27 protein-coding genes are annotated in these 23307 nt (G+C 44.7%); 19 read left to right on the forward strand and 8 right to left on the reverse strand.

Annotated elements, in window-relative coordinates:
- Nucleotides 1–210: 210 nt before the first annotated feature.
- From CSHOW_RS03205 to aspS, 5 genes are all read right to left on the reverse strand, one after another.
- On the reverse strand, nt 211–744 hold the full coding sequence (locus CSHOW_RS03205; RefSeq protein ID WP_002948457.1) for a DUF937 domain-containing protein: 534 nt from the start codon (nt 742–744) through the stop codon (nt 211–213).
- Between the two features lie 78 nt (nt 745–822).
- A complete protein-coding gene (gene ppa / locus CSHOW_RS03210) occupies nt 823–1341 on the reverse strand; it encodes an inorganic diphosphatase (RefSeq protein ID WP_002948463.1) in 519 nt (172 codons plus the stop codon).
- A gap of 249 nt (nt 1342–1590) precedes the next feature.
- A complete protein-coding gene (locus CSHOW_RS03215) occupies nt 1591–1974 on the reverse strand; it encodes a YgiW/YdeI family stress tolerance OB fold protein (RefSeq protein WP_002948466.1) in 384 nt (127 codons plus the stop codon).
- A 137-nt stretch (nt 1975–2111) separates the two neighbouring features.
- Entirely contained in the window at nt 2112–2678 is a 567-nt protein-coding gene (locus CSHOW_RS03220; protein ID WP_002948469.1) for an adenylate kinase, read from the reverse strand.
- Between the two features lie 289 nt (nt 2679–2967).
- Nucleotides 2968–4719, reverse strand: a complete 1752-nt coding sequence (aspS, locus tag CSHOW_RS03225) for an aspartate--tRNA ligase (protein WP_039895195.1) — start codon at nt 4717–4719, stop codon at nt 2968–2970.
- Between the two features lie 93 nt (nt 4720–4812).
- Here aspS and CSHOW_RS03230 point away from each other — a divergent pair, with 93 nt between their 5' ends.
- The 13 genes from CSHOW_RS03230 to mrdA all read left to right on the forward strand — a co-directional run bounded on the left by CSHOW_RS03230 (nt 4813) and on the right by mrdA (nt 16551).
- The gene (locus CSHOW_RS03230; RefSeq protein ID WP_039895228.1) at nt 4813–5706 is read left to right on the forward strand and encodes an NAD(+) kinase; all 894 of its coding nucleotides are present in this window, start codon (nt 4813–4815) and stop codon (nt 5704–5706) included.
- Nucleotides 5699–7222 (forward strand): AAA family ATPase, encoded by a 1524-nt coding sequence (locus CSHOW_RS03235; RefSeq protein ID WP_002948478.1) that lies wholly within the window; start codon nt 5699–5701, stop codon nt 7220–7222. Before CSHOW_RS03230 ends, CSHOW_RS03235 begins: the two co-directional genes overlap by 8 nt.
- A gap of 71 nt (nt 7223–7293) precedes the next feature.
- On the forward strand, nt 7294–8547 hold the full coding sequence (locus CSHOW_RS03240; RefSeq protein ID WP_002948480.1) for a GGDEF domain-containing response regulator: 1254 nt from the start codon (nt 7294–7296) through the stop codon (nt 8545–8547).
- Nucleotides 8547–9332, forward strand: coding sequence for a TatD family hydrolase (locus CSHOW_RS03245; RefSeq protein ID WP_002948483.1), 786 nt, complete (start codon nt 8547–8549; stop codon nt 9330–9332). The genes CSHOW_RS03240 and CSHOW_RS03245 overlap by 1 nt, the downstream gene beginning before the upstream one ends.
- A gap of 12 nt (nt 9333–9344) precedes the next feature.
- Nucleotides 9345–10556 carry a lytic transglycosylase domain-containing protein gene (locus CSHOW_RS03250; protein ID WP_002948485.1) on the forward strand — a complete coding sequence of 404 codons (1212 nt, stop codon included), beginning with the start codon at nt 9345–9347 and terminating at the stop codon, nt 10554–10556.
- Between the two features lie 40 nt (nt 10557–10596).
- Nucleotides 10597–11406 (forward strand): septal ring lytic transglycosylase RlpA family protein, encoded by an 810-nt coding sequence (locus tag CSHOW_RS03255; RefSeq protein WP_039895230.1) that lies wholly within the window; start codon nt 10597–10599, stop codon nt 11404–11406.
- A 1-nt stretch (nt 11407) separates the two neighbouring features.
- Nucleotides 11408–11971 carry an imidazoleglycerol-phosphate dehydratase HisB gene (gene hisB, locus CSHOW_RS03260; protein ID WP_002948493.1) on the forward strand — a complete coding sequence of 188 codons (564 nt, stop codon included), beginning with the start codon at nt 11408–11410 and terminating at the stop codon, nt 11969–11971.
- Nucleotides 11968–12456, forward strand: coding sequence for a KdsC family phosphatase (locus tag CSHOW_RS03265; protein ID WP_002948495.1), 489 nt, complete (start codon nt 11968–11970; stop codon nt 12454–12456). The genes hisB and CSHOW_RS03265 overlap by 4 nt, the downstream gene beginning before the upstream one ends.
- Entirely contained in the window at nt 12447–12974 is a 528-nt protein-coding gene (gene lptC / locus CSHOW_RS03270) for an LPS export ABC transporter periplasmic protein LptC (protein WP_002948498.1), read from the forward strand. Before CSHOW_RS03265 ends, lptC begins: the two co-directional genes overlap by 10 nt.
- Nucleotides 12975–12982: 8 nt before the next feature.
- Nucleotides 12983–13459, forward strand: a complete 477-nt coding sequence (gene lptA, locus CSHOW_RS03275) for a lipopolysaccharide transport periplasmic protein LptA (protein WP_002948510.1) — start codon at nt 12983–12985, stop codon at nt 13457–13459.
- The gene (yihA, locus tag CSHOW_RS03280; RefSeq protein ID WP_002948513.1) at nt 13456–14079 is read left to right on the forward strand and encodes a ribosome biogenesis GTP-binding protein YihA/YsxC; all 624 of its coding nucleotides are present in this window, start codon (nt 13456–13458) and stop codon (nt 14077–14079) included. Before lptA ends, yihA begins: the two co-directional genes overlap by 4 nt.
- A gap of 136 nt (nt 14080–14215) precedes the next feature.
- Nucleotides 14216–14701, forward strand: coding sequence for a hypothetical protein (locus CSHOW_RS03285; protein ID WP_039895198.1), 486 nt, complete (start codon nt 14216–14218; stop codon nt 14699–14701).
- Nucleotides 14698–16551 carry a penicillin-binding protein 2 gene (gene mrdA / locus CSHOW_RS03290; RefSeq protein ID WP_039895200.1) on the forward strand — a complete coding sequence of 618 codons (1854 nt, stop codon included), beginning with the start codon at nt 14698–14700 and terminating at the stop codon, nt 16549–16551. The genes CSHOW_RS03285 and mrdA overlap by 4 nt, the downstream gene beginning before the upstream one ends.
- A gap of 309 nt (nt 16552–16860) precedes the next feature.
- Here mrdA and CSHOW_RS03295 read toward each other — a convergent pair whose 3' ends face one another.
- Both CSHOW_RS03295 and mscL read right to left on the reverse strand, forming a co-directional pair.
- Nucleotides 16861–17499 carry a Crp/Fnr family transcriptional regulator gene (locus tag CSHOW_RS03295; RefSeq protein ID WP_002948519.1) on the reverse strand — a complete coding sequence of 213 codons (639 nt, stop codon included), beginning with the start codon at nt 17497–17499 and terminating at the stop codon, nt 16861–16863.
- 9 nt (nt 17500–17508) lie between these two features.
- Complete coding sequence (gene mscL / locus CSHOW_RS03300) at nt 17509–17916, reverse strand: large-conductance mechanosensitive channel protein MscL (RefSeq protein WP_002948523.1); 408 nt, start codon at nt 17914–17916, stop codon at nt 17509–17511.
- A gap of 124 nt (nt 17917–18040) precedes the next feature.
- On the opposite strand from mscL, the gene gltX reads away from it, so the two are divergent.
- Genes gltX through CSHOW_RS03315 form a run of 3 tightly spaced genes read left to right on the forward strand, consistent with a single transcriptional unit; the run spans nt 18041 to nt 21241 of the window.
- A complete protein-coding gene (gene gltX, locus CSHOW_RS03305; protein WP_002948525.1) occupies nt 18041–19342 on the forward strand; it encodes a glutamate--tRNA ligase in 1302 nt (433 codons plus the stop codon).
- Nucleotides 19339–19626, forward strand: a complete 288-nt coding sequence (locus tag CSHOW_RS03310) for a YggT family protein (protein WP_002948529.1) — start codon at nt 19339–19341, stop codon at nt 19624–19626. The genes gltX and CSHOW_RS03310 overlap by 4 nt, the downstream gene beginning before the upstream one ends.
- Nucleotides 19610–21241 carry a lytic transglycosylase domain-containing protein gene (locus CSHOW_RS03315; protein ID WP_002948531.1) on the forward strand — a complete coding sequence of 544 codons (1632 nt, stop codon included), beginning with the start codon at nt 19610–19612 and terminating at the stop codon, nt 21239–21241. The genes CSHOW_RS03310 and CSHOW_RS03315 overlap by 17 nt, the downstream gene beginning before the upstream one ends.
- On the opposite strand, the gene CSHOW_RS03320 is transcribed toward CSHOW_RS03315, so the two are convergent.
- Nucleotides 21147–21641 carry a membrane lipoprotein lipid attachment site-containing protein gene (locus tag CSHOW_RS03320; protein WP_039895203.1) on the reverse strand — a complete coding sequence of 165 codons (495 nt, stop codon included), beginning with the start codon at nt 21639–21641 and terminating at the stop codon, nt 21147–21149. The genes CSHOW_RS03315 and CSHOW_RS03320 overlap by 95 nt on opposite strands.
- Before the next feature lie 100 nt (nt 21642–21741).
- Here CSHOW_RS03320 and mobB point away from each other — a divergent pair, with 100 nt between their 5' ends.
- Genes mobB through CSHOW_RS03335 form a run of 3 tightly spaced genes read left to right on the forward strand, consistent with a single transcriptional unit; the run spans nt 21742 to nt 23290 of the window.
- On the forward strand, nt 21742–22224 hold the full coding sequence (gene mobB / locus CSHOW_RS03325; RefSeq protein ID WP_002948533.1) for a molybdopterin-guanine dinucleotide biosynthesis protein B: 483 nt from the start codon (nt 21742–21744) through the stop codon (nt 22222–22224).
- Entirely contained in the window at nt 22221–23075 is an 855-nt protein-coding gene (locus tag CSHOW_RS03330) for a class 1 fructose-bisphosphatase (RefSeq protein WP_002948534.1), read from the forward strand. The genes mobB and CSHOW_RS03330 overlap by 4 nt, the downstream gene beginning before the upstream one ends.
- A complete protein-coding gene (locus CSHOW_RS03335; RefSeq protein ID WP_002948536.1) occupies nt 23072–23290 on the forward strand; it encodes a hypothetical protein in 219 nt (72 codons plus the stop codon). The genes CSHOW_RS03330 and CSHOW_RS03335 overlap by 4 nt, the downstream gene beginning before the upstream one ends.
- The last annotated feature ends 17 nt before the right edge of the window (nt 23291–23307 follow it).

The raw sequence follows: 23307 nt of genomic DNA on the forward strand, positions 1-23307 counted from the left end.
GTTCATAAACCAAATTTGTCAAATTTGGAATAATGGGCGCAATATTCGTATATGTAAAGGCAAAGTAGGGGCTCATTAAAGGAAGAGAATTTGACGCACTACCACATAGAAGCGGTAATGCAGACGAAGCGGTTTTTTAGAGAGCTATAAAAAGCCGTAAAATTTAGAAAAACATAAAAATCCCCAACGGCTAAAATAGGCGAGATTCGCCTATTTTTTACCGAAAAAGTCGCCTGCGATCCTAAAAATATCATCTACGATCGAGCCGTCTTTGTTCTGATCTAAAAACTGCGTGAGCATCGACATCATAGAGCCGCTATCTGCAGAGTCTTGCAAATTTGATGCTTTGAGCTGATTGTTTAGCATGCCCGCGATCATCGGCGCGATCATCGGTAGTAGAGTCTTGATAGAGTCTGCGCTGATGCCTAGCTGCGAGCCTACGTCGCTAGCTAGAGCCCTGCTGTTTTCTTTAGAGCCCGTTAGTACGCCTAGCAGCTCGTTGCCTTCGGCGACGCTGATGTTTTGCGGGGCGTTAGCCATCTCGCCAAGGTTTGAGCGGCGGATCATCTCGAGGAAATTTGACGAATCGGCGTCAGATTTAAAATTCTCGTTGGCTCTTTGCATGAAAATCGGCGCGACCTTAGAAATCACGGCCTCTACGTCGTTTGTGCTCAGTCCGCTTTTTTGCGACATCGCATCTAACATACCGCCGGAGTTGCCCAAAAGCAGCTTTAGTATATCCATTTTTATCCTTTTTTGATTAAATTTTTACCGCCGCTTGTTTGGGTTTAACGAGGTGGCGGCCGACAAGCCGAGGGGGGCTTATTTGTAGTTTTTGATCGCCGCGTCCAGGATCTCTTTTGCGGCGTTTGCATCTTTAAATTCTTTAACCTTGACCCATTTGTTAGGCTCTAAAATTTTATAAGTTTCAAAGAAATTTTTAATCTTATTTAGCGTGGCCTCAGGTAGGTCTTTGTAGCTTTTGATCGCGTCAAATCGCGGATCGATCTTGGTAACCGGTACGGCTAGTAGTTTCTCGTCCATGCCTGCTTCATCCTCCATCACGAGCACGCCGATGAGGCGGCACGGGATCACGCTACCTGCTTGCAGAGGGTATTCGTTTAGCACCAAGATATCGGCAGGATCGCCGTCTGCTGCGAGCGTGTTTGGCACGAAGCCGTAGTTTGCCGGGTAGAACATCGCCGAGTAGAGCACGCGATCGACTACGACCGCGCCGCTATCTTTGTCGATTTCGTATTTGATGTTCGAGCCGTACGGGATCTCGATCACGGCGTTGATTTTGTCCGGGTTTGAACCTGCTTTGATTTTTGAAACGTCCATTTTAATCCTTTGTAAAGCTCCTATCTCGCGGCGTTTTGTAGCAAAACGCTTTGAGATACTTGCCTTGAAATTTGAGTAAGAGATTATATAAAATCTCGGCTAAATTTGGAGTAAAACGAGAATCGGGGCATGCTAAAATTTGACGGGCATTACGGCGGTAAATTTGATGCTAAAAAGTAAAATTTGTAAATTTTTTTTGGGGGGGACTAAAATTTGGGGGAAATTTTAAGGCGGCGAACCACCCTAAAATTATTTGATTATTTCGATACTTTTCACGTCGATAGAGGTTTTCATAAAGTCCTTATCGACCTCACCGTAGATGCGTACGGGCGTATTTTCATCGACAGTTACGCCTCTCCAGTCCTTGTGGTCGATCTCGACTTCGATGGTGTCACCGTTTTTATCGACGAATTGGTAGTGCTCAGGGCGAAACTCGGAGACGATCTTGCCCTCAAGCACGACGCGAGCGTCATCCGGTAGCGCTAGGGCTTGTTTTACCGTGCTTGCACTCATGGCGCCCTTGCCGACGAAGCCGCCTTGATTTGCTGCGCTTTGCACGTTTGAGCTTGTAAACCCACCTGCTGCAAACATCGCACTAGTAAGGGCTGCTGATAAAACTATTTTCTTAAACATTATGTATCCTTTAAAATTTGATGTGATTTTTGTGAAATCATAGTGCGGATTTTAATGATATTTCGTGAATTATTTGTTAATTTGTATTTATGGGAAGCTTAAATTTAGAGCCTGGTTTGAGGCTCTAAATTTAATGTTTATAGGCTATTTACGAGAGCTTTGACGTCGGCCACGATAGGCTCGATCGCACGCTCGCCGTTTACGACGTGAAGTAGGCCTTTTTCTTTGTAAAATTTACGTATCGCCTCGATCGGCTCCAAATAAACCTTCATGCGGTTGTTGAAAACCTCGTTGTTGTCGTCGGCTCCGCGCGCTCGTCCTAGTACTCTCTCGCGTGCAACGGCTTCGCTAACGTCCACTTCGATCACGCCTTTTAACGCGATCTCGTTTTGCGCGGCTAGCACCTTATCTAGCTCGGTCATCTGCTCGACGCTACGCGGATAGCCGTCGATGATGACGTTTGATTTTTCCGAGCTTTTGATCGCTGAGACGATCGCGTTTACGACGACGTCAAGCGGGACCAGGTTGCCTTTTGAGATGAAACCGTCGATTAGCTTGCCTAGCTCTGAGCCGCTAGCAACCTCTGCGCGTAGCAGATCGCCCGTTGAGAAGTGCGCAAATTTAGCATCTTCTTGCGCGATTAGAGATGCGTCGGTGGTTTTGCCGGAGCCTGGAGCGCCGATGATTAAAAATAGTTTTTTCATAAAATTTCCTTTAAAACGGCTTGTCTTTTTCTACTTATACTTTACTTCGTTGAATTTTAATTTTTAAGCTCGATGGACTATATGTTCTATCTACGCTTAAAAATTAAAATCCGCCTCGTCTAAGTGAAAAATACTTCGCCTACATTTTTACTATTAAATTTCAAAGCGAAAGTATCGCCAAGCTAGACTAGGCGGTTTTAAAATTTAAGCGTGCGCTAGGCATATAGCGTGCGGAGCGCCAAATTTTAAAACCAACGACGTATAGCGCGGCGAGACGACGCTTTATAGTTTATTTTTCTTTTTCTCGCAGCCTTAGCCCTAACTCCCTCAACTGCTCGCCGCTAGCTTCGCTTGGCGCTTTCGTTAGCGGGCACTGAGCGCGCTGAGTTTTAGGGAATGCGATGACGTCGCGGATCGAGCTGGTTTTATTTACCAGCATATTTAGCCTGTCAAAGCCGATCGCGATACCGCCGTGCGGAGGCGCGCCAAAGCTTAACGCATCGAGCAAGAAGCCGAATTTCTCGCGCTGTTCGGCCTCGTCGATGCCAAGTAGCTTAAATACCTTTTGCTGAACATCGTTTTTGTGGATCCTCACGCTACCGCCGCCAAGCTCATAGCCGTTAAGCACGACGTCGTGAGCGACCGATAGGATGTCCTCGAGATCGGGTTCATCGATGTTTTTAGGCATGGTAAACGGATGGTGCATAGCCGAGTAGCTGCCGTCGTCGTTTTGCTCAAACATCGGAAAGTCGAGCACCCACAAAAACTCCATTTTGTTTTGGTCGATGATGCCCATTTGCTCGGCGAGGAAAATCCTAAATCGACCCATATAGTCAAGTACGACTTTTTTCTTGCCGGCGCCGAAAAATACGACGTCGCCGACTTTTAGCTCGCAGCGCTCTACGATCTCGTCAAGATCGCTTTGCTCGAAAAATTTGCAAAGCGGTCCTTTTAGTCCGTCCTCTTTCATCTGGAAGTAGCCAAGGCCCTGAGCGCCGAATTTGCGGACGAATTCCTCAAAGCGGTTCATCTCGCGTTTGCTAAAGATATTATCGCCGTTTGGCACTTTTAGCGCTTTGATGCGGTTTTTCTTAGGTTCGGTTGCGATTTTGCTAAATATTTCATTGCTAGAGCGCGCGAAAATGTCGATAACGTCGATCATCTTTAGATCGTAGCGCAGATCGGGCTTGTCGCTGCCGTAGGTCTCGGTCGCTTCTTTGTAGCTCATGCGGCGGAAAGGGATTTGTATATCGTATCCACATGCGGCAAAGACGTCTTTTAGCATGTTTTCAGCCATATTTAGGATGTCTTCTTGCCCGATGAAGCTCATCTCGATATCTATCTGCGTAAATTCAGGCTGTCTATCCGCGCGCAAGTCCTCGTCGCGGAAGCATTTTGCGATCTGGAAATATTTATCAAAGCCGGAACACATCAAAAGCTGTTTAAAAAGTTGCGGGCTTTGCGGCAGGGCGTAAAACTGACCCGGATATACGCGGCTAGGCACTAGATAGTCTCTTGCGCCTTCCGGCGTAGCGCGCGTTAAAATCGGCGTTTCAAACTCGATAAAGCCCATTTTATCTAGGCTGTTTCTAGCTGCAATCGCCGCTTTTGAGCGCATTTTAAAGATATTTTGAAGTTTCTCGTTTCTAAGGTCCAAAAATCTGTATTTTAGCCTGATGTCCTCGTTTACGCTCTCGTCGCCGATGACGAAAGGTAGCGTTTCGCTCGGGTTTTCGACGATCACTTCGTCTGCGACTACTTCGATCTCGCCCGTTTTTAGGCGCGGATTTACCAGGCCTTCGCCGCGAGCGCGGACCTTGCCTTTTATCCTTAGCACGTACTCGTCGCGAACGTGCGATGCGGCCTCGTGAGAGCTCTTGCTATCTGCCGGATCGCAGACGATCTGGATCAGTCCCGTGCGATCGCGCAGGTCCAAAAATATAACGCCGCCGTGGTCGCGGTAGGTATTTACCCAGCCGCAAAGCGTAACTTCTTTGCCTATGTCGGCACTGCTTAAATCAGTGCAGTAATGGCTACGCATTTTCACTCCTTTTGCTGTTTTTAACGCGCCCATTATACTAGAAATTTGCTTTTTCCCAGCTTTTTTAAAATAAAATGTGATAAAATCCGCTCTATGAAAAAAGAGAATTTATTACTTCCGGCTAAGGTAAAAAAAGTCGGCCTAGTCGCAAAAATCAATGCAAATTTGGTAAAAAACGCGCGAATCTTGCGCGAGATTTTAGCTAGGTACGGCGTTCAAATTTTGTTTGAAAACGCGCTCGCTAAACATCTAAATTTAAAAGAGAGCTCAAATTTGCAAGGATTTGAGGTGCGCGAGCTGGCGCAGGAGTGCGATTTTTTGATCTCGCTCGGAGGCGACGGCACGATCATCTCGCTTTGTAGAAACGCGGCCGAGATTTCGCCCTTCGTGCTAGGCATACACGCGGGTAGGCTAGGATTTTTGACCGATATCACGATGAATGAATGCGAGAAATTTTTTGCCGAGTTTTTCGAGGGCAAATTTGAGGTCGAGACCCCTTTTATGCTTGACGTTTTTTTGCACAAAAAAAGCGGGGAAATTTTACGCAAAATCGCATTTAACGACGCGGTAATCGTGGGCGAAAAGGTTGGCTCCATGACGCACGTGGAGGCTTTTTGGAACGAAAAATACTTTAACGCGTATTTTGGCGACGGCGTCATCGTCTCTACGCCCGTGGGTTCAACCGGATACAATATGAGCGCGGGCGGAGCGATAACCTATCCTTTGAGCGAGGTGTTTTTGGTGACGCCCGTTTGTTCGCATTCGCTAACTCAACGTCCGGTTGTGCTTCCGCGCGGATTTGAGATCAAATTTAAAACCGCAAGTGCGGCGGTATTGGTTATCGATGGGCAGGATAGGTATAAGATGAGCGAGCTTGAAGGCGTGAGCATGACGCTAAGCGCGAGCACGGCGCGGTTAATCCGCCACGTCGGGAGAGATTATTTTCAAATTTTAAAAGAAAAGCTACATTGGGGTTATAATGATTGAGCGGATTTTGATAAAGCAAAATTTGAGTTTTGAAAACGTCGAGTTAAATTTCGGGCGCGGACTTAGCGTATTTACGGGCGTGAGCGGTGCGGGCAAATCGGTCCTGATGGGTTCGATCATGGCGGTTTTGGGGCTAAAGGACAGCGAAGCAAAGCTGATAGAGGCCGACGTCTCGCATAAATTTAACCTTGAGGAATTCGGCCTTGAGAGCGAGGAGATAAATACCTTTAAGCTTTTTCGCGACAAAACGACGCGCTACTTTATAAACTCGCAAGCCGTTTCTAAAAAAAATCTAGCCAGCATCGCCAAAGAGCACGTCAAATACCTATCCGCAAAGGAAATAAACGAATTTGAAAACGATAGATTTTTAAATTTGCTGGATAGCTTGCAAGCGAAAAAAGACGCTAAATTTAACGAAATTTTGAGCGAATTTAGGCTCAAATTTGACGAATTTAGCCAAATTTCTCGCGAGCTAAAAAAAATAATCGACGAAGAAAAAAGAGTGGAGGAGCTAAAGGAATTTGCCTCTTTTGAAATCAATAAAATAGAAAGCGTAAGTCCGAAAATCGGCGAATTTGACGAGCTAATGGAGCTAAAAAAGCGCCTGAGTAAAAAGGATAAAATTTTAGAAGCGTGGAATAGGGCGGAGCAAATTTTTAATTTCGAGCAGGCTGTAGTAGACGCGCTAAACATCAGCGATATCGATAGCAGTTTTTTTGAGGAGGCGATGAACGAGCTACGAGTAGCGCGCGAAAATCTAAACATGGACGAGCTAGAAGACGTAGATATCGAGGGCGTGCTAGACCGCATCGAGGCGATAAACTCGCTCGTGCGTCGCTATGGCGGCGAGGAGGAGGCGCTCCAGACACTAAAAACGCGCAAAGCCGAGCTAGCAAGATACGAAAATATAAGCTTTGAAAAGAGCGAGCTGGAGCGTAAATTTAAGCAAAACGAAGCCGCGGTAAACGCGCTGGCGGATAAAATCGGCCAGGCTCGCGCGGCAAATTTAAAGGAGCTTGAAGCGCTCATAAATTCGTTTCTAAAAGAGCTTTATATGAGCGAGATTTCATTAAAGATAAATAGCAAAACCCTGGACGCCGCTGGCAGGGACGAGGTAAATTTAAGCCTAAACGAGACGGCGCTAAAAAATCTAAGCTCGGGCGAGCTAAACCGATTAAGGCTAGCTTTTATAGCGAGCGAAAGCAAGATCACCGGAGGCGGCGAGGGCGTCATAATCCTAGATGAAATAGATGCGAATCTAAGCGGAAAAGAGGCGATGAGTATCGCAAACGTGCTGCTAAATTTGGCCAAATTTTATCAAATTTTTGCTATCTCGCATCAGCCGCAGCTAAGCTCTAAGGCCGATTCGCATTTTCTAGTCGAAAAGCGCGGCGAAACCTCGAACGTAAGGGAGCTAAAAAACGAGGAGCGCGTGAGCGAACTAGCCAGAATGATAAGCGGCGAACGCATTACCGATGAAGCGTTAAATTTCGCCCGTCAGCTTTTGGTTGTTTAAGTTTGGCTTAAAATTTAGGTTGAAAAAAGAAAAGTAATGGTATATTCTCGAAAATTTTTAAATGGGTGTTTATGGAAAAAAGTAAAATTTTAATAGTAGAAGACAACAAAGCCTTAGCAAAGCTAATCGCTAAAAAGATGGAAGATAATACTGAAATGCAAGTGGACGTCGCTCACAGCTTAGCCGAAGCGCAGGCGTTTCTTACGAAGGCTAAGGATTATTTTATAACTTTGCTCGATTTAAATTTGCCCGATGCTCCAAACGGCGAAGTGGTCGATTTCGTAGCGTCTAAGGGCTTACCGATTATAGTTTTAACGGGCAGTATGGACGATAAGACCAGAGAGACTTTTATGGACAAGGACATCGTGGACTACGTCTATAAGGGAAATATGAGCGACGTAAATTATATATTTCATATGATAGATAGGCTAAAAAACAACAAGCAGTATAAAGTCATGGTAGTAGAAGACGTAATGCAGACTAGAAACGACGTAAAAAAAATATTGCAAAATTTGCAGTTTCAAGTATTTACGGCGGCTCACGGCGAAGAGGCGATGAATTATTTTGCCGATAATCCAGATATAAAACTCGTGGTTTCTGATTACGGTATGCCGGTAAAAGACGGTTTGGAGGTTTTAAAAGAGCTAAGGGAGCAAAAAGATAAAAACGAACTAGGCGTTATAATGATGACTAGCGCGAACGAAAACGTTAGCGGCGCGGTATTTTTGAAAAACGGAGCTAATGATTTTATCGCTAAGCCGTTTTTAAAAGAAGAGCTTATTTGCCGCGTAAATAATACTATAGAAAATATGGAAAATATTAATAAAATCGCAAATTTCGCCAATAAAGATTTTCTAACCGGATTATTTAATAGAAGGTATTTTTACGACGATATGCAAGGATACTTGGCAAGTTTGGAAGAAAATCCTATGCCTTACGCCGTAGCCGTGATCGATGTAGACGGGCTTAAAAATATTAACGATAAATACGGACAAGATAGCGGCGATAAAATTTTAAAACTACTGGCTAAAAAATTAATCGACGACACCAAAAGCAGCGATATAGCGGCTAGATTCGGCGGCGGAGAATTTTGCGTTTTATTAAAAAACGTATCGCAAGAAGACGCGGTTAAATTTTTCGTCGGATTAAGAGCCGCAATAGCAGCCAATCCGGTAAATATAAAAAACGAATCGGTTAAAATTTCGGTTTCCATAGGCGTTACTTTCGGTAAAAGCGATTATAACGTCGACGAGATTTTGGATCTTGCCGATGAGGCTCTTTACAGAGCTAAACAAAACGGGCGAAATAGGGTAGAAATAGCCTGATGATAATAGACACTCACTGTCATTTGGACGATGAAAGCTTTGATAACGATCTAGTAAAAGTTATCGCAAATGCCCATGAAAACGGTGTCGGCGGAGTGCTAATACCGGGTGCTGATATTAATGATTTACCAAAAGCGGCTAAAATAACCCGCGAATTTGAAAATGTATTTTTTGCCGTCGGGGTTCATCCGTATGATAAGGATGGATTTGACAAGGGTGCGCTTTATAAATTTGCAAAAGACGAAAAGTGCATTGCCGTGGGCGAGTGCGGGCTTGATTACTTCCGCTTGCCTAAGGACGAAAATGAAAAAGAGCTTGAAAAAGCAGAACAAAAGCGCGTGTTTAGAGCGCAGCTTGATATGGCGGTAGAGCTAAATTTGCCGGTCATTTTGCATATTAGAGATGCAAACGAAGATAGTTTTAATATCTTAAAAGAGTATGCAAGCAGGCTTGTCGGAGCGGTTTTGCACTGCTATAACGCTTCGCCTTTGCTTCTAGAGCTTGCAAAAATGGGCGAGTTTTACTTTGGTATCGGCGGGGTTTTGACGTTTAAAAACGCAAAAAATTTGGCTCAAATTTTGCCCCAAATTCCGCGAGATAGGCTGCTACTTGAAACAGATGCGCCGTATCTAACGCCCGAGCCTTTTAGGGGGCGCAGAAACGAGCCTGCATTTACGCGATTAGTTGCGACGAAGATGGCTGAGATTTTAAATTTAAAAGAAGAAGAGGTAATGGAAATAACAACGAAAAATGCAAAGAAAATCTTTACGAAATTTAACACGTAATCAAGGAGAAAAATGAAAATCTTTAGAGTAATAATGCTGTGTCTAGCATGTACGGGGTGGCTTTTTGCGACCGCGGCTAGCAGCGACGCAGAGCAAACCCAAAAGATGATATTAAAAGAATTTGACATAGATGCTAAATTTTTACAAAGCTCTCACTACGCTTCTATAAAAAATTCCATTAAAGATAGTAAAAGAAAAGAGTTTATAGATACCGTCAAAGGCGGCTATAAACATATCCCGATGCTTCAAAAGATTATAAAAGACTCAGGTATCCCGGAGTCGTTTTTATATCTTGCTATGACGGAGTCCGGTTTTTCAAATCACATAGTTTCTAGCAAAAAAGCCATCGGAATTTGGCAGTTTATGGAGTCTACGGCAAAACTTTACGGTCTTAGAGTCGATAAATACACCGACGAGCGAAAAGACCCGATAGCGGCTACCGTTGCAGCTACAAAATACCTACAGAGTCTAAAAAATGACTTTGGTAAATGGTATCTTGCGATGATGGCTTACAACTGTGGCGACACTAGATTAAGGGAAGGTATTAAAAAAGCCGGAACTACCGATCTGGCAACATTGTTAGACGATAAAAAAAGCTATATTCCAAAAGAAACTAAAAATTTCGTAAAGAAAATTTTAGTCATTGCGCATATAGCAAAAGAGCAGGAAAATTTGCTGGCTAAAACGCAGGCCTTAAGTGGAGCGAAAGGCATAGAACTATCAAAGATAGACGTCCCCGGTGGTACAACGCTAATGGAGGTAGGAGACAGCATAGGTCTTAGTCTAAAAAAGATGAAAGAGTACAATATGCATCTAAAATTCGTCTATACTCCACCTACGGAAAAACCTTATTATCTTTATATTCCGTTAAACAAAAAGAAAATGTTTAGCGACAATTTCGAAGTAGCGCAAAATAGAAAATTTGAAATTTATACTGCCAAAGAGAACGATACGCTACTAACTATAGCGGAAAAAACCGGCGTAAATCATAAAATCATAAAAGAGTACAACGGACTTGCTTCAAACGAGATCAAGCCTAGCCAAAAGCTAGTTATCCCAAGTGAGCAAAACGTAAACTATCTAGCCGAGTATATGGTAAAAAGCGGCGATACGCTCGGAGAAGTTTCACAGAAATTTGACGTAGCGCTTGAGGATTTAAAAGAAGCCAATACTCTTATGAGCTCAAACAGCTCGATTGGAGCCAAACTTGCCGCAACCGAGTAGGGCTAAATTTATATTTTTTAGTCTATTTTTCGTATTTTTTATGAGCGGCTGTTCGTTCTTGACCTCGCCTTCCGGCGGGATTACCGCTAGCGGCGGCTCAAAAAAGAGCGGCAAAATAAACAGTTCAAAAGGTGTGCATGAAGCAACCATGCGCCCGTATACCATAAATGGAAAAACTTATTATCCGACCGTAGTCAAGGTCGGTGATAGGGCTAGCGGTATAGCCAGTTGGTACGGTCCGGATTTTCACGGTAAAAAGACGTCAAACGGTGAGACTTACGATATGCATGCTATGACGGCGGCGCATAAGACTCTGCCGATGAACACTATGGTGCGCGTGACGAATATAAAAAACGGTAAAAACATCATCGTGCGTATAAACGACCGAGGCCCTTTCGTGGCAGGTCGCGTGATAGATTTGTCAAAAACCGGCGCGGTTAAGCTTGATGTATTTAACGCCGGCACGGCCCCCGTTTTACTAGAGGTTGTTGGCTTTAACGGCAACGTCGGCGGAGCTGTTGTAGCATCCTCTCAGCCTAGCTCAAAACAACCTAGCGGCTCGCAAAAAACGAGCACCCAAACTAAAGCGCAACCGCAACAACAGTCTTTTGTCGGCGGTATTTTTATGGTGCAAATCGGCGCATTTAAAAATTTGAGCGGCGCAAACGCCCATAAACGTCAGCACGCTGGACAATACGGCAACGGTGCCTATGATACTGTCATAAAGTCCTATGATCTTGATGGCGGTAAAATTTATAGGGTATTTATAAGCGGCTTTAGAAGCGAAGAGGAAGCAAAAGACTTCATAAGCGCAGGGCATATCTCGGGCGCATTTTTCGTGAGGGAATAAGATGCAAAGAAAGACAAAAGAGACGGATATCAGCCTAGAGCTTGAAATTTACGGCAGCGGTAAAGCCGAGATAAGCACGGGCATAGGATTTTTTGACCACATGCTTGAGGCTTTTTGTAAGCACGCGCTTTTTGATATGAAGCTTGTTTGTAAGGGCGATTTGCACGTGGATTTTCATCATAGCGTAGAGGACGTGGGTATCGTTATCGGGCAGGCTTTGCGCGAGAAAATTTATCCGATTAGCGGAGTCGAGAGATTTGGCGAAGCAACGGTGGTTATGGATGAGGCAGCGGTAAACTGTGCCCTTGACCTCTCAAATCGCTCGTTTTTGGTATATGAAAGTATAAGCGAGGGTAAAGTTGGCGAATTTGACATAGAGCTAGCGAATGAGTTTTTCCAGGCTTTAGCATTTAATGCCGCAATCACGCTACATATCGCTAAAATCCGCGGACGAAACTCCCATCATATTTTGGAGGCTAGCTTTAAAGCCTGTGCCGTCGCGCTAAGAAGAGCTCTAGCTAAAAATGCTAGAGTCGGCGTACCTAGCACGAAAGGCGTGCTATGATAGAGATTATATTTTTAGACGTCGACGGATGCCTAACCGACGGCAAGATCGTCTATAGTCCAAACGGCGACGAGCTTAAATTTTTTGACGTTAAGGACGGATATGCTATTGAGAGCTGGCTAAAGCTCGGTAAAAAGGTCGCGATCATCACTGGTAGAAGCTCGCCTATCGTTGAAAAAAGGGCGCAGGATCTAAAGATAACGCACGTCTATCAAGGCATTAGCGATAAACTCGAAACCGCAAAACAGATACTTAAATTTGAGGGACTCGAGTTTGAAAATGCAGCAGCAATAGGCGACGATTACAACGACTACAAGCTGTTAAAAAGCGTCGGATGGAGCTTTAAACCGAAAAATGCGATCAAAGAGCTTGAAGTAAGAACGAGGCTCAACTACAAAGGCGGCAACGGCGCGGTGCGCGAGATGATAGAGATACTTATCCGCAGCGAGGGCTTAATGCAAGAGTGGGCTAAGCGTTGGTTATAAGGATTTTTTACCTAGTCGTCAGCGTTTTTAGCGTGGCGATGGTTTATTTGGCGATTGAGGAGCCTTACTATAGCGAGCTCTTAAAGGGTGGCGAAGTGACTACAAACATGCAGATGAACGCAGTCACTGACTACGAGATGAATGCTACTGTAGTAAATGCTAGATATGAAGCTGATACGTGGAATAGATACTCTGAATTTGACGAATTTATCAAATTTAGAGCGGAAATCTTTAAAGACAATAAAGAGCATAACGTGAGCTCCGATAAAGCGTTTTATAACGGCGGTCGAATTATACTTAAGGGTAACGCGCGCTATGTAAATAATGAAAATTTGACCTTTTTATCAGACGAGGTCATTTATAGTACCGCAACAAAAGTAGCTACTACGCAAACGCCTTTTACGCTAACGAAAAACGAAGATAAAATAGTCGGCAAAGCCTTGGTTTACGACTTTGAGTTAAAAAAAGCTTATATCAAAAAGGCCTTTGCTTTGATAGAGCAAGATAGAAAAAGATAGGACGGAAAATGATAAATTTTGGTTTTAAAAAAGTGGCTTTAGTTTTGGCGCTTAGCGCTTTACCGCTTTTAGCAGAGCAGGTGGAGATCACAGCGGACGAGTTTTATGCTGACGAAGGCAAACAAATAAGCGAATTTAAAGGCAATGTAAATATTAAAAAAGGCAAGGATACGCTCACTGCAAATTTGGTAGTGATATATTTCGACAAAAAGCGAAATCCGCTAAAATACGTCGCTTCCGGCAACGCCAAATTTAGAGTATTTATCAAAAATAAAACATACGACGGTAGCGGTAGCGAGCTTGTTTACGAGCCTGCGCCAAATTTATATACGATAAACGGCAACGGCTTTTTGCACGAGATAGAGACTGATAAAAAAGTCTATGGCGAAAAGATCACGGTCAATCAAAATAGCGGCACGTATAACGTAAATAGCGGCAAAAAAGAGCCGGTCAAATTTATATTCCAAGTCGAGGACAAAAAGTGATCCGCGTTTTAAACGCAAAATTTCTTATCTCGGCGCCCGACATCTCGCTAGCTCCGCCTGCAAACTCTAGCGAAGTGGCGTTTCTAGGGCGCTCAAATGTGGGCAAAAGTAGCCTCATAAACACTCTCGTAAACCAAAAAAGCCTAGCCAAGAGCAGCTTGACACCGGGCAAAACGCGCCTCATAAATTTTTTCGAGGTCGAGTATGCGCGTGGCGTCAAAAACGAGCAAGGCGAGCCAAGCGAGGAGAGGGCAAATTTGACTTTTGTCGATCTGCCTGGCTTTGGATACGCCAAAGTTGCCAAAAGTATGCATGCGCAGTGGAGAAAAAACCTCGACGAGTACCTAAAATTTAGAGCCAACATCAAGCTTTTCGTGCACCTCATCGACTCGCGCCAATTTGATATGCAAATAGATAGGGACGTAAACGACTATTTGCAAAGCTTCTTGCGCCCCGACCAAAAGATTTTAAATTTCCTCACAAAATCAGACAAGCTAAATCAAAGCCAAAAAAGCGCGGTTTTAAAGGTCTATCCGGGCGCGCATTTCGTTTCGGCGCTTAAAAAAATAGGCGTAGAAAAGGCAAACGAGCTTATATATCTAAACGCGCTGGGGCTGTAATGAAATCAAAAAGCCACAGGCAAATTTTGGCATTTTTACCATCAAATTTTCTAACTAAATTTACAAATTTAAGCGCCGCCAAAGCCAAATTTATAAATTTAGCTAAAAACATATAACAATGCAAACGAGTGCGGCAATGCGAAGATTGGGCGCAGAGAAGCGATTTTTAAAGCAGCTTGCTTGGGTTGCTTTTCTCATTTTTTATCAGAGCATAACGACCGTATTTGCGTATCTGCCGCCTCTTATCGGGATATTTTTTACCTACATGATCATGCTAACCTTGCAGAAACAAAAGACTCTCAAAGAGTTTGGCAAGGAGTGGTATTTTTGTCTATTTTACCTTACCTTTGCCGAGCAGGCGCACGGGTTTGCGCTGTTTTCAGCGGTGATCGCGTTTATGCTTTTTTATCATTTTATGTCCGATTGGCTCATCGTTACGCTAAAATCAAGAGAGCTTTTGGCGGCGGGATTCGTCGCTAGCGGCTACGTTTGGACCTGCGCGACCAGCTCTTTTATCTCATACGCGGCAAATTTGCCTATGTTAAAATTTGACTACGAGTACCTAATCTGCGTCGGCGTGGAGTCTGTTTTGGCGGTAGTTTTGTTTAGGGGACGCTTATGAGGATGCGCATAGTCTTTGGCATTATATTTAGCGTCTGGGTGCTTTTGCTGGTGCGCGTTTATTATCTTAGCGTCAAATCAAACGACTTTTACGAGGAGATCGCCGAGCAAAATGCGGTAAAAACGCAGTATCTAGCTCCCGTCAGGGGGCTGATTTTAGACGCCAAAGGCCGTCCGATGGCGGTAAATCGCCTCGGTTTTTCCGTCGCGTTAAAGCCGCACCTGAGCGGCAAGAGGGCGGAGATTTTAGACGCTGAGCTTGCAAATTTGCAAAATTTATTCGAGGATCTAAACGTCACGAAGCTAAAGCGCGAATACATCAAGGCCGACTCGCCTTATAATCAAGACTTTATTCAGATTATCGATTTTATGGACTACGATAAGATGATACCGCGCATCGCCGAACTATCGCTACGAGAAAATTTGGAGGTCAAACCGGCATCCAAGCGCCACTATCCCTACAATAACCTAGCCTCTCACATCATCGGCTACGTCGGCCGCGCAAATCAGCAAGACGTCGAGTCCGATCCCGTCGCAAAGCTAACCAATCACACGGGCAGAAGCGGCACGGAGCGCTTTTATAACTCCGTCTTGCAGGGTCAAGAGGGCGTGCGAAAGATAAAAGTAAACGCGCTAAATCAGGAGGTCGAGGAGATATCCGTGAGCTACCCGCAAAGCTCGGATATATCGCTTACGATCGACCTTGAGATGCAAAAATACATCGAGGAAATTTTCGGCGATAACGCGGGCGTCATCATCGTGATGGACGTGAGAGACGGCTCGATACTGGCTGCGGGCAGCTTTCCAGAGTATGATTTAAATCCGTTTGTTACGGGGTTATCGCAGGCTAAATGGGACGAGCTTGTTAAAAGTATCGATCATCCATTCACAAACAAGCTCGTAAACGGCCTTTATCCGCCGGGTTCGGTTATAAAAATGGGCGTGGCGATGGCGTTTTTAGATACTGGCAAGATGAGTCGCTCCGATGGGTATTTTTGCTCGGGCTCGTTTGAGCTTGGAGGGCGAAATTTCCGTTGCTGGAACGTCTACGGACACGGTTTTATGGATATGAACTCGGCCATCCGCGAGAGCTGCGACGATTATTTTTATAAAGGCAGCTTAAAGGTCGGTATCGACGCTATAACCCCGGTTTTAGAGCGGCTAGGTTTTGGGCAAAAAAGTGGGGTGGATCTGCCTAACGAATTTGTCGGTATCGTGCCTGGACGCGAGTGGAAGATGCAAAAATACGCTCAGCCGTGGTATCAGGGCGAGACGCTGATCACCTCGATCGGACAGGGCAACTTCCTCGTGACGCCGATGCAGGTGGTGCGCTATACGGGTATCCTGGCGACGGGGAAAAATATCGTCCCGCATTTTTTACGTAGCGTAAACGGCGAGGAGGTTAAATTTGAGCCTGCCGATGACATCCTCACGCCGTTTGAGAAAAAGCAGCTACCATACATCCAAAAGGCGATGTATGAAGTCGTAAATCATAAAAAAGGCACCGCGCATAAATATTTCAAAGAGGCAAAGCTCACTCTAGCGGCGAAAACGGGTACCGCGCAGGTCGTAGGCATCTCGCAGGCTGAAAAAAAGCGTATGAAAGAAGAGGACATGGAGTATCTGCGCCGCTCGCACGCGTGGGTCACGACCTATGGACCTTACGAGGAGCCTAGATATGCCGTTACCGTTATCATCGAGCACGGCGGACACGGCGGTTTGGCTGCCGGACCTCTCACGGCTAAAATCTTTAATAAGCTACTAGAAATGGGCTATATCGATCAAAAATACGAAATTACTTCGCTGGCAGATACCGAAGCGGCAGCTACGGAAAAAAAGAAGAAAAACTAAAATCCAGCCTTCAAATTTAAAGGAAAAATCCCGCTTTGTCGCCGGTGTTACAGCGCGTTGCGTTCTCGTGGCTTTTTGTTAATGCGGCGGCTGGCGGCTTAAATTTTATCGTATTTTTAAATTTATAGATTTTATACATCCTTGCTTATGTAATCGGTTAAATTTGAGCCGGGCTTGCGACGAATAAATTTATAAATTTTACGCGGTGTTACGATGGCGCGGATAAAACTACAATATGCGAGAGGCTCGGAAATTTGACGATTAAAAATGCGCAAAAATAAAAAAGCATTAAATTTGCAAATACCGACTCTAGCCTTCAAACATCTCAGAAAGTTCGCTTGTAGCGATATTTACGATTTTATTATTTGCGTCTAGTTCGATCAGATTTTGGGTTTTAAATTTCGCCAAAATCCTTGAAAACGTCTCTGGAGTGATGTTTAGGATGGAGGCTATTTTGATGTGTTTTAGCTCGTTAAAAAGATCGGCGTGATTAACGAGAAAGCTCGCGACCTTTGCCTCGGAGTTTAGCACGAGCTCTTGATGTATCAGCTCGCTTGCGATTTTTAGCTTTTGCGAGAGCGATTTTATGATTTGCAGCGATACGCGCGGGTTTGATAAAAACTCGGCGTAAAATTTATCGTAGTCAATTTTTAGCACTTCGCCGCCCGTTAAAAATATCGCCGTCGCCGGAAATTTGATATTTTCAAAGTTGGCAAGCTCGGCTACGAAGCTAATCCCGTTAAACTGATGCATAAAAATCTCTTTGCCTTTTGGGCCTATTTTATAGAGCTTGAGAGAGCCTTTTATGAGGAGGTGGAGCCACTTTGACTCCTCGCCCTCCATAAATAAAAACTCGCCTTTTTTATATTTTTTTAGGATGCTGATATCTTCTAGCCTTTTTAGCTCGGCCTCGTTTAGCTCCTGAAAAAACGGGATTTGCTCTAGCATTTGTTATGCTTATTTATTTTTTAAAAGATCTCTGATCTGGGTTAAAAGCGCTATATCCTCAGGTACCGGCGCAGGCTCCTCGGCTTTTGGCTCCTCTGCTTTTGGTTTTTTGAGCGAATTTATAGCCTTAACGACGCAGAAAATACAAAACGCGATAATCGTAAAATCGACCATCGTTTGTATAAACGAGCCGTAGTTTACGGTTACGGCAGCCGTATCTCCGACTGCGTCTTTTAGCGTAAATTTTAAATCCGTAAAATTTACGCCACCTGTTAGTACGCCGACTATCGGCATGATTACGTCGCCCACTAGCGAGCTAACGATCTTACCGAAAGCCCCACCGATCACGACGCCCACGGCCATGTCGATGACGTTGCCGCGCATCGCAAATTCTTTAAATTCCTTGATGAAACTCATCTTTTTCCTTTAAATTTTAAAATTAGATATCAATTATATTTATTTTAGCTTCACAAAAGATAAAAAAGCGAGGTTAAATGCCAAAAATGCTATAATCGCCCCAAAAATCAATAAGGAAACAAAAATGTATCGTTTTGCGCCGTCGCCTACAGGCGATATGCATATGGGAAATTTAAGGGTTGCGATCCTAAACTACGTCTGTTCGCTCCAGGATAAAAGCGGCTTTATCATCCGTATCGAGGATACCGACAAGGAGCGCAATATCCCCGGAAAAGACAAGGAAATTTTAGAAATTTTAGAGCTTTTTGGTATCAAATGGGACACGCTTTATTATCAAAGTAAAAATTTAAAATTTCACCGTGAGTTTGCGGCAAAGCTTTTGATAGATAAAAAGGCGTTTTCGTGCTTTTGCACCGAAAGCGAGCTTGAAGCCAAAAAAGAAGCCGCAAAGGCTAGGGGTGAAGCCTACCGCTACGACGGCACATGCGAGCATCTAAGCGACAACGAAGTGCTAAATAATCAAAAGCCTTTCGTCGTGCGCATGAAAAAGCCGTTAGGCACGATGAAATTTAAAGACGCGATAAGAGGCGAGATCAGCTTCGAGCCTGAAAACGTCGATAGTTTTGTGATTATGCGCGCTGATTTTACGCCGACGTATAACTTCGCCTGCGCGGTAGATGATATGCTAGAGGGCGTTACCTTCGTCATCCGCGGCGAGGATCACGTCAGCAATACGCCAAAACAAGACCTCATCCGCGAGGGCCTAGGCTACACGCAAAAGATAAACTACGCTCACCTGCCTATCATCTTAAACGTCGAGGGCAAAAAAATGAGCAAACGCGAGAACGAAAGTAGCGTAAAATGGCTACTCTCGCAAGGCTTTATGCCTGAAGCCATCGCAAACTATATCGTTTCTCTTGGCTACAAAGCACCGGTTGAAATATTTACGATAGAAGAGGCCGCGCAGTGGTTTGATATCTCGAAGGTTTCGGCGTCTCCGGCCAAATTTGACGTCAAGCAGCTTGAGCACATCAACCGCGAACACATCAAAAGAGCAAGCGACGCAAGACTAGCCGCGCTAATGGGTATAAAGCCAGAATTTGCCGCGATAGCTAGATTTTACACTCAAGAAAGCAGCCTGCTAACCGAGATAAAAACTAAGGTCGATGCTATTTTCGCGACCAAATTTATCCCAGATGAGTTTAAGGCGGGTTGCGAGGCTATAAAAGCCGCTGTAAATTCGCTAAATTTGAGCGAATTTGATGAATTTAACGAGTTAAAAAAAGCTCTCATGGACGCGACTGGCCTAAAAGGCAAAGGCTTTTTTATGCCGCTTAGGATTTTGCTCACGGGCGCCGAACACGGCCCTGAGCTTAGCGAGCTATATCCGCTCATCAAACCGTACCTAAAGGAAATTTTACGATGATATTTTCGGTATTTTTAGAAGCAGTCAGCAGTATCTTGCATATCGTTATCAGCGCCTACACATGGATCATCATAGGCGCCGCGATCATAAGCTGGGTGCGCCCTGATCCCTATAACCCTATCGTGCAGCTGCTCTACCGCCTCACCGAGCCCGTCTATGCCGCTATCCGCCGCGTGATACCGACGGTTTTTGGCGGTATAGATATAGCGCCTATTATCGTGCTTTTATCGCTTCAGTTTATAGATAGATTTTTCGTAAGGCTTATGTTTGCGTACGCTGCTTAAATTTATCCTGCCCGCGATTTTTGCGGCGGCGGCATTTGGCGGAGTTAAGAGTTTTGAGGAGATAAAAGACGAGCCTAAGGGGCTTGCCAAGGATTACTACTTTTACCGTCTTTTAACCGAAGGCGACTACACCAAGGAGCAGGCGCAAATTTTAAACAAAGACGTCTTTCGCCGAGCGGGCGTACTAGCAAAGAAACTGGCTGAGATTTTGCCGCCCAAAAAAGTAAAAAGCGAGTGCGACGGCGTAAGCGCGAAAAATATCCTGGATGCAAACGTAACCTGCCAAAAACAGCGCCTCAGAGTACCTTTTATGATGAAGCTAAAAAAGGAAACGAGGCAAAAGTTGGCGGATAAATTTAAAGACTCCGATCCGCTTCTTTACCGCCGCTTGAGCTCGCTAAACGAAAAGCATCCCGAGGACGAATTTGCCAAATTTAACGATACGGACGCGTTTTTGGTTTATTTTAACCAGTCCTCGCACAAGGATAAATTTGACAAGATATTTGACGCAAATTTTATAAATTCGCTCGCAGCTAAAAAAGAGTTTCACGTTCTAGTAAACGATTTGATAATCGATAAAAAATCGGCCAAATTTAGACAAAATTTTCTCGCGATAAAAGAAACCGAGCTCGCGGGCAAGGATGCCTTTATGCTCGGCATCAACGCGGTTTTATTAAATTCTCCAAAAGACGCGGCTAGGTTTTTTACTAGAGCGCAGGCTGCCTTTGATAGGCAAGACCGCAAGGATAACGCGGTATTTTGGCTATATCTGCTAAGTAAAGATAAAAGCTATCTTGATAAGCTAAATCAAAGCCGCGACGTAAATATCTATACGCTTTATGCAAACGAGCTAACGGGCACAAGTCCGGCCGCAAACATCGTCTCGCCGACGCCTACGAAAGAAAAGGTAGAGGGCTATGACATAAAAGACCCGTTTTTGTGGCAGAATACGTTTAAAATGATAAAAGAGATGAGTGCGCAGGATGCCGCAAAACACTCCGAAACCTTTAACACCAAAGAGACGCTAGGCCAGTATGCCTACCTGATGGAAAAGGCAAGCGGCTACAAGGATAGCTACTTCGTTATGCCGTTTGCTGATGAGCTAGAGGACGTAAACGCGACTAGAAAAGCGCTTCTTTACGCGATCGGTAGGCAAGAAAGCCGCTTTATCCCGGCCGTCATCTCGACCTCTTATGCGCTTGGTATGATGCAGTTTATGCCGTTTTTAGCTAATCATATAGGCAAAAAAGAGCTTGCGATCCCAAATTTCGACCAAGACGATATGTTTGACCCGCGTCTTGCGTTAAAATTTGCGGATCATCATCTAAATTATTTGGAGAAATACCTCTACCATCCGCTTTTCGTGGCTTATGCGTATAACGGCGGTATCGGCTTTACCAAAAAGATGCTTCAGCGAGGCGACCTTTTTAACGAAGGAAAATACGAGCCGTTTTTATCCATGGAGCTAGTACCCTTCGCCGAGAGTCGCGACTACGGCAAAAAGGTGCTTGCAAACTATGTTATCTACCTAAGGCTTCTCCATTCCAGTACATCGATTTCGACACTTTTTGAAAGCTCAAAGACGCCTTCTTTGACGGATAAATTTCGAAATTAATATTGATTTTATCGCTTTTGATCTCTGGGGTGCTGACCTCGAAATACTGAGCCCACGGCACCTCAAAGCTCACTTTTTCTAAAAGCGGATCGTTGGCTGTCAGGCGTCTAACCATGATGCCTCTCTGCGAGCCGTTTGCGCTAAAACTCTCCTCTAAAATTTTAGCCTCCTTCGGATGCACGGCTACAACGAATTTCTCTCTTTTTTGCTCGCCCACAAGCTCGCTATAGATCGGATTTAGATAGGTCGCGACGATTAGGATATTCGTCTTGGCATCTATGATTTCAGATTTGCTAGTGTAGGCTAAAAGCTCGTTTTTTAACGGTTCGTGGATATATTTTTTATCCGCACAGCCGGCTAACGCCAAAATAAAACTTAAAAAAAATACGCTCTTTTTCATTTTAATACCTCTTTAAATTTGGTGCTATTTTAGATAAATTTTGCTTTTAAAAAGCCTAAATTTGCTATAATCCGCGTAAATTTCAAAAATTCGGAGAAAAATGAAAAAAGCGGCGATGGCGTTTTCGGGACCTTCAAATAGCGGCAAAACTACGCTTATTTTAAAGGTTGCTAAAAAATTTATCGATGATGGGCTAAAAGTCGTGATCATCAAACACGATCCGGGTGACAAGGCGAGGTTTGACGTCGAGGGCAAGGATAGCTACAAATTTAGCCAAATAGGCGCCGAGGTCGCAGTCATGAGCCCGACGCGCACGACTTTTTTCTCGCAGGAGAGCAAGAGCGTGGACGACGTCGTAGCTATGGCTGGCGAGTTTGATTTGCTATTAGTCGAGGGGCTAAAAACCCTGCCGCTGCCGCGCATTAGCGTGTTTAAGGATGAGATAAACGAGGATTATCTTAGCTTTTCAAACGCGATCGCAAGCTACAAAAGAGACTACGTCATAGATAAGCCAAACTTCGACCTAGACGATACGCAGGCCATCTGCGAGTGGATACTAAAAAATGCAAAGGTATTAAAATGAACGAAATTTTCGAAACGATTAAAAAAATCGCCGTAAAAATCGGCGAAGAGATAAAATATGCCGACCTAGGCTACACTGATCACGCCAACGCCACGGGCGACACGCAGCTAAAACTAGACGTGAGAAGCGACGATATCATCACGGCCGAGTTTGCAAATTTAGCCTGCGTAAAAGCGCTCGTTAGCGAAGAAAAAGAGGATATGCTGGCGCTAAACGAGAACGCGAAATTTATCGTTGCCTACGATCCGCTAGACGGCTCTAGCCTAGTGGATGTAAATTTTTCTATCGGCTCGATTTTTGGCATTTACGAAAACGAGCTAACTCCGCAAAATCTAAAAGCCGCCGCCTACGTCGTTTACGGCCCGCGCCTAGAGCTCGTGATTTGTGAGGAGGGGACGGCTCCCGCGCTTTACCGCCTGGGCAGGGACGGCGAGTTTAAATTTATCAAAAATCTAGCGCTCGCGCAAAAAGGCAAGCTAAATGCTACGGGCGCGACGCAAAAGGGCTGGAGCGAAACTCACGCTAAATTTATCCGCGAGCTGTTTTTACAGGGATATCGCCTCAGATACTCAGGCGCCATGGTGAGCGACCTGCATCAAATTTTACTAAAAGGCGGCGGGCTGTTTAGTTATCCTGCCACGAGCGACGCGCCAAAGGGCAAGCTAAGAGCGCTATTTGAGGTGCTGCCGTTTGCCTTCATCTACGAGCGCGCAGGCGGTGCTACTAGCGACGGATACTCGGCGACGCTTTTTGATATGAAGGTAGAAAAAATCCACCAAACCACGCCTTGCTTTTTCGGCTCCAAAGACGAGATAAATTTACTGCATAAATTTTATGGAAACGCGAAATGAGCGAGCATGTCGTAGAGCATGTCGTAGCCCAGAAAGACGAATTTGAGCTGGAGCTTGAGCGCCAAAGAGAAATTTTGCAAGCCTGTCAGCGCGAAAAGGAGCTAAGCTCGTGCTTTGCCTGCGAGGCGATGTTTGAGTGCAAAACCCGCAAAAACTACGTGGACGCCGTATATAGCTCGATGTCTAAAGGCGACGGCGGCGGATTTGATTTTTAAATTTAAAAAGGAAAGAT

Origin of the sequence: Campylobacter showae, assembly GCF_004803815.1 — a bacterium.
Taxonomy (GTDB): domain Bacteria; phylum Campylobacterota; class Campylobacteria; order Campylobacterales; family Campylobacteraceae; genus Campylobacter_A; species Campylobacter_A showae.